Origin of the sequence: uncultured Fretibacterium sp. (assembly GCF_963544685.1) — a bacterium.
Lineage (GTDB): Bacteria > Synergistota > Synergistia > Synergistales > Aminobacteriaceae > CAJPSE01.
Window position 1 is genome coordinate 1 of sequence record NZ_CAUUGJ010000134.1, and the last position, 5461, is coordinate 5461.

At 64.9% G+C, this 5461-nt stretch carries 6 protein-coding genes; 3 read left to right on the plus strand and 3 right to left on the minus strand.

The window, feature by feature from the left end; translation table 11 throughout:
* Positions 1–1119: hypothetical protein (locus ABLA28_RS10205; RefSeq protein WP_347713574.1), on the minus strand; the 1119-nt coding region annotated here is incomplete at its 3' end.
* Positions 1120–1131: 12 nt separating this feature from the next.
* Complete coding sequence (locus ABLA28_RS10210) at positions 1132–1359, minus strand: hypothetical protein (RefSeq protein ID WP_299301795.1); 228 nt, start codon at positions 1357–1359, stop codon at positions 1132–1134.
* Positions 1360–1632: 273 nt separating this feature from the next.
* Between ABLA28_RS10210 and ABLA28_RS10215 the strand changes: the two genes are divergently transcribed.
* The 3 genes from ABLA28_RS10215 (at position 1633) to amrS (ending at position 4626) form a co-directional block, all read left to right on the plus strand.
* Complete coding sequence (locus ABLA28_RS10215) at positions 1633–2274, plus strand: M48 family metalloprotease (RefSeq protein ID WP_347713575.1); 642 nt, start codon at positions 1633–1635, stop codon at positions 2272–2274.
* A gap of 151 nt (positions 2275–2425) precedes the next feature.
* On the plus strand, positions 2426–3646 hold the full coding sequence (locus ABLA28_RS10220) for a PLP-dependent aminotransferase family protein (RefSeq protein WP_347713576.1): 1221 nt from the start codon (positions 2426–2428) through the stop codon (positions 3644–3646).
* Between the two features lie 101 nt (positions 3647–3747).
* Positions 3748–4626 carry an AmmeMemoRadiSam system radical SAM enzyme gene (gene amrS / locus ABLA28_RS10225; RefSeq protein WP_347713577.1) on the plus strand — a complete coding sequence of 293 codons (879 nt, stop codon included), beginning with the start codon at positions 3748–3750 and terminating at the stop codon, positions 4624–4626.
* Positions 4627–4633: 7 nt separating this feature from the next.
* Here amrS and ABLA28_RS10230 read toward each other — a convergent pair whose 3' ends face one another.
* Entirely contained in the window at positions 4634–5395 is a 762-nt protein-coding gene (locus tag ABLA28_RS10230; RefSeq protein ID WP_347713578.1) for a hypothetical protein, read from the minus strand.
* Positions 5396–5461 lie beyond the last annotated feature (66 nt).

The window sequence follows — 5461 nt, forward strand, 5'->3', positions numbered from 1 at the left end:
GGCCCTCAGCGCCTCGGAGACGGAGAACGCGTCCCCGGCGAGACAGGGCTGAACCAAGAACAGGGCCGTCTCGTAGGTCGGAAGCCCCTGGGTCCAGAGCGGCCATGCGGCGGACAGCGAGCGTCCCGGAAGGGTTTGATCGATCGACGGCCCCTCCGACGCGGCGTAGGGAATGGAGTAGCGCCCCAGGGCCTCGGTCACGAGTTCTTCGTCGCCTGCGGGCGACATCATGCCGACGGCCCCGAATCCGGGAAAATCCATCTCCTCGGCCAGAGGCCCCCCTCCGGCGCTCCAGAGGGCGAGCATGCGCGCCGCGGCCTCCGCCTCGAGCTCGCTCTCGCGGGTCCGTATCTGAAGGATGCGCCCCGGAACGCCTTGCGGGGATTCCTCCCAGACGAGCCCCTCCAGCTGATGCGCGGCATCGTGAAAATCGGAGAGCCCCGTCTCGGGCTTCAGCACGACGACCTCCCGGCAGAGGTCGTTCAGCTTCTTGATCAGGCGCACCTGGGCCTGGGTGAAGGAGAGGAAGCCCGTGAACACCATCGTGAGGTCTTCGCCCCACGGCAGGGGCTCGCGCTCCAGAAGGTCCAGCGTCATGGTGCAGACCTGGGCGCTGTCCATCAGTCCGTTGGCGGACAGATAATCCAGATACCTCCGATAGATTGCGGGGAGGACCCGCGCCGTGGGGTCGTCCTCCCGGAGGCCGACCTCCGTCTGCTCCGGCAGGACAGCCTCGTTGAGCAGCTCCCGTATGTCCTCCGACAGAATGTCCAGAAACCCTGCGCGTCCCAGGCCCGGCCACAGGGTCAGCAGCTCGGGGTCCTCCTCCAGCAGGGCCCGGAGCAGGCGGCTCAGGATCAAACGGTGGTCGGGCGGCTCGATCGGGCGCAGGCGCCTGGCCTCGCAGAAGCCGCAGACGTTGTCATAGAGGTCCTGCCAGTTCCACAGGATATCCTCCGGAGGTCCGTCAAGGCCGAATTCGTCCCGGCCCGCACGCTCCCTCCACCAGTTTCGGTCCCGACGGGACGGGACGACAAAGTGGACGTCCTCCCCCAGGGGGAGGAAGCTTCGCATCGCCCCGTCGAGTTCTGAGACCCTGAGGTAGGGGATAATCCGCATCGTCCGCTCCGGTCAGGAGCCGCGTTTCCTCATCAGCCACAGGAGGAGCATGCTGAGAAGGATGGCGGACGAGAAGCCGACCCCGGCGCCGTAGAGCGCGAACAGGACACCCTCCTCGCTCCAGGGGAGGAGCAGGCCGCGGATCAGGAGCGTCGGAAGCGCGACGGCCAGGGCGGCAGCCGTGAGAATCCGAAGCGTTTTTTGTGCGTTTTGCGGAGTCTGAGGTTTGCGACCGAACATGAAACCTCCCAATGGCCTTTGCGTCGCCGAGGACCGAGAAACTTTTCTGCCGAGAGCCGATTTTTCCGAAATCCATGGGGATCACAGCCGGATCCATGAGAAATTATAGCAGGAGAACCCGTCCTCCTCCTTTCTGCCAATCTCCCGGCAAATTGCCGAATTTCGCCTAGGCCCCAACCGCGGGCCATAGGATAGAATGAGGGCGAGCTCCCCCGACGCGAGAGGATCGCGGAAAAGGGGGAGGACGTCGACGGAAAGTGAGGAAATCTGTCCATGCAGCGGAGATTGCCGATCGTTTTGATTCTTTTGAGCCTGGCCTCGCTTCTCCTGCCGGCCGAGGGGCGGGCCGCCATAGACAAAGCCACCGTCGAGGCGGCCTGGAGCCGTATCGCGGCAGCGGGAGACATGCGGGACGTCCCCCTGTACTACGAGAAGGACGAGGCCCCCAACGCCTGGGTGAAGTTCGAGTCCATGAAGCGGTTTACCGTGCACGTCACGGAGGGGTTGATGAAGATTCTCTCGACGCCCGACGAGATTGCTGGCATCTTGGGGCACGAGGTGGGGCACGTCCGGCGCGGGCATTACGGGCGGGGCACCCAGCGCCGGGTCGGATGGAGCATACTGAGCGCCCTGCTGGGCCAGGCCGGGGATGCGGCCCGGATCGTCGGGGCGGTCGGCATGAACCTGGCGGAGAGCGGATTCAGCCGCGAACAGGAGGTGGAGGCCGACGACTACGGCATGGACCTTGCGGTCAAGGCGGGATACAGCCCGTGGGGCCTCTACAACGCGATGAAGAGCTTCAAGGACAACGGCTACGCCACGGCTCGGAGCGGCTTCAACTCGCATCCCCCTACGGAGCGCCGCCTGAAGCATCTTGAGGAGAGGGCCAGGAGAATAGAAAAGGAGAAGCGTTAACCGGCGGGAGTTTTTCAAAGATTTTCCCGAATGATGTTATAATCAGTCTGCATTAGTCCATCCAGCAATTGTTGATGTTTCTAAAAACTTTCGACATCGTGGTGCTCCGGCGTCCGTGCCGGCGAATCTATCATGTCAAGGAGGAGTCAAAATGAGCGACAATTGGAAGGAACTTTTCAGCTCCGCGGCCCGAAAGACGCGTCCCTCGCCGGTGAGGGAGCTTCTCAAGGTCATCAAGCAGCCGGGGATGATCTCCTTTGCGGGAGGTATGCCGGCTCCCGAGGTCTTCCCCATCGATCAGTTCTCCGAGGGGTCCGAAAAGCTGGTCAGCGAGGGGACGTCGCTGCTTCAGTACGGCACGACGGAGGGCTATGACCCGCTTCGTTCCTTCCTTGCCAAGTGGACGGCCCCGCGGATGGGACGCGAGGTAGGCCTGGACGAGATACTGCTGACGACGGGCTCCCAGCAGGTGCTCGACCTCTTCGCGTGGGCCATGATCGATCCCGGCGACGTCGCGATCGTCGAGGCCCCCAGTTACATGGCCGCCCTCACGGCCTTCTACAACCACGGCGCGGACTTCGCGAGCGTCCCGGTCGACGGAGAGGGGATGGTCGTGTCCGAGCTGCCCGCCCTCATCGAGCGCCTGCGCAAGGAGGGTAAAAAACCCAAGTTCATCTACACCATCGTCAACTTCCAGAACCCGGCGGGGGCCACCATGACCGTGGAGCGGCGCAAGGAGCTGGCCGCGATCGCGGAGCGCTACGGCCTCGCCATCTTCGAGGACGACCCCTACGGGTACGTGCGCTTCGACGGCGAACACCTGCCGTCGATCTTCTCCTTCGACAAGGCGGGCAACACCATTTATGCGGGGTCCTTCTCCAAGATCCTCTCCCCCGGCGTGCGCATCGGCTGGGTCAGCGGCCCCAAGGACATCATCCGCCAGATGGCGGTCTTCAAGCAGGCCGTCGACCTCTGCTCCAGCCCCATCACGCAGGTGCTGACCTACGAGTACTGCCGCAAGGGCTACTTGGACTCCCACCTGCCGAACATCGTCCAGGACTACCGGGTGAAGCGCGACGCCATGGAAGAGAGTTTCCGGAAGCATCTCGCACCTCAGGGGATCACCTGGGTGAAGCCCGAGGGCGGCTTCTTCTACTGGCTGAACACGGGGAACATCGACAGCGGGGAACTCGCCAGGAAGGCCCTGGAGAAGAAGGTCGCCATCCTGCCCGGCGCTCCGTTCTGCATCAACCCCGAGGCGGGCATCCACGCCGCGCGGATCAACTACACCTTCTCGAAGCCCGACGTGATCGAGGAGGGGGTGTCCCGTCTGGCACAGGCCATTCAGGAGATGAAGCTGGCCGCGAAGTAGCCGAGACCGCTTGGATATTCCGCACAAAAAACGCCGCGATGAGCGGCGTTTTTTGTACCCCTCGGGCAAAAGGGGCCAACGGCGAAAGGAGGGACCGTACTTTGGAGGAGAGGAGAATTACGCCGCGATGGTGGACCCGCGAAGAGGGCGACGTGGTACGCTGTACGCTTTGTTTCCGCGGCTGCACGCTGCGGAGCGGCGCGGCCGGCTTCTGCGGCGTTCGCCTGAACGCGCGCGGGACCCTTGTCTCCCCCTGGCTGGGCCGTTTCTGCGCGCGGGCCGTCGATCCCATCGAGAAGAAGCCCCTGGCCCATTGGAGGCCGGGAACCCTCATCTATTCCCTGGGCAGCGTGGGCTGCACGATGGCCTGTCCCTTCTGTCAGAATCACGAGATCGCCCACCCCGAACGTCCGGAGGCACTCTCTCGTGCGGCGGCCGCCCTGCGGCCCGAGGAGCTGGCGCTGGAGGTCCGAAACCTCGGGCTTTCGTCCGTGGCCTTCACCTACAACGAGCCGACGCTTCAGGCGGAGTATATCCTCGAGGCGGCCCCGCTGCTGAGGGAGAACGGGATCGCCCTCGTCCTCGTCACGAACGGCGTCATGTCCGAGCCGGCAGCCATGGAGCTCCTGAGTTGCACGGATGCGGCCAACGTCGACCTCAAGGCCTTCGATACGGAGCGTTACCGGCGTCTGGGAGGTTCGCTCGACGCCGTGAAGGCCAATATCGCATCCTGGGTGCGGGGCGGCGTGCACGTAGAGCTGACGCACCTCGTCGTCCCCGGGCTCGTCGATCCGGGGGAGGGATTCGACGCCATGACGGACTGGATCGCCGCCCTGTCCCCCTCCGTCCCCCTGCACCTCTCGCGCTGCTTTCCCGCCTGGCAGCACTTCGCGCCGCCGACGGACACGGAGCTCCTGTACTCCCTGGCCGACCGGGCGCGGGGAAAGCTGCGGCACGTCCACCTGGGGAACGTGCGCTGACACGCTTCTATGAAAGCCCCATGAGCCCGAGGATTCCGTTGACGTCAAGGTGCCGTTCGACCGCCGCGGCCAGGGCGTCGTAGGCCTGCTCCTTTCGGGCCGCGGTATCGACGGCCGGCCGTTCCTCCAGGCCGCGGGCGCGACGGAGGGCGTTGAGCCACAAGCCCCGGAAGCGGTCGTTCTCGAAGACGCCGTGCAGATACGTCCCCGCGATCCGGAGCCCCTCCGCCCCAAGCCCTTCCGGACGTCCATCCGCCAGGATGAAAAGAGGCTCGCCGGGCGCCTCCGCGTCGGGGACCGTCCGGCCGAAATGAATCTCGTACCCCTCCACGGGGATGGGGGCCTCCGCGTGGTTCGGGTTGGGGTTCAGCTTGGGGTTCAGAGCGCCCGAGACGCAAACGGTCGTCTTGACCCCGGCCCGAAACTCGGTCACAATGGGCAGAAGCCCCAGGCCATCGATCCCGCGCAGCTCGGAGTTCTCCCGCAGATCGGGATCCTCCAGCCTGCGGCCCATCATCTGATAGCCCCCGCACAGCCCGAGGACGAACCCGCCCGCATCCGCAAACGCGCGCAGCGCCTCGGCGAGGCCCATCTCACGAAGCCAGCTCATGTCCCGCATCGAATTCTTGGAGCCCGGGAGGATCACCGCGTCGAGGGATCGCAGCATCTTGAGCGGCGTCCCGGGATCCAGGCCGACGAGATCTACGTCCGGCTCGTACTCGAAGGGGTCGAGGTCCGTGAAGTTGGAGATACCGGGAAATCGGACCACGCCGACCGACAGCGCCCCCCGCCCTGTCTCTTATACACATCTCCGAGCCCACGAGACGGAGCTACA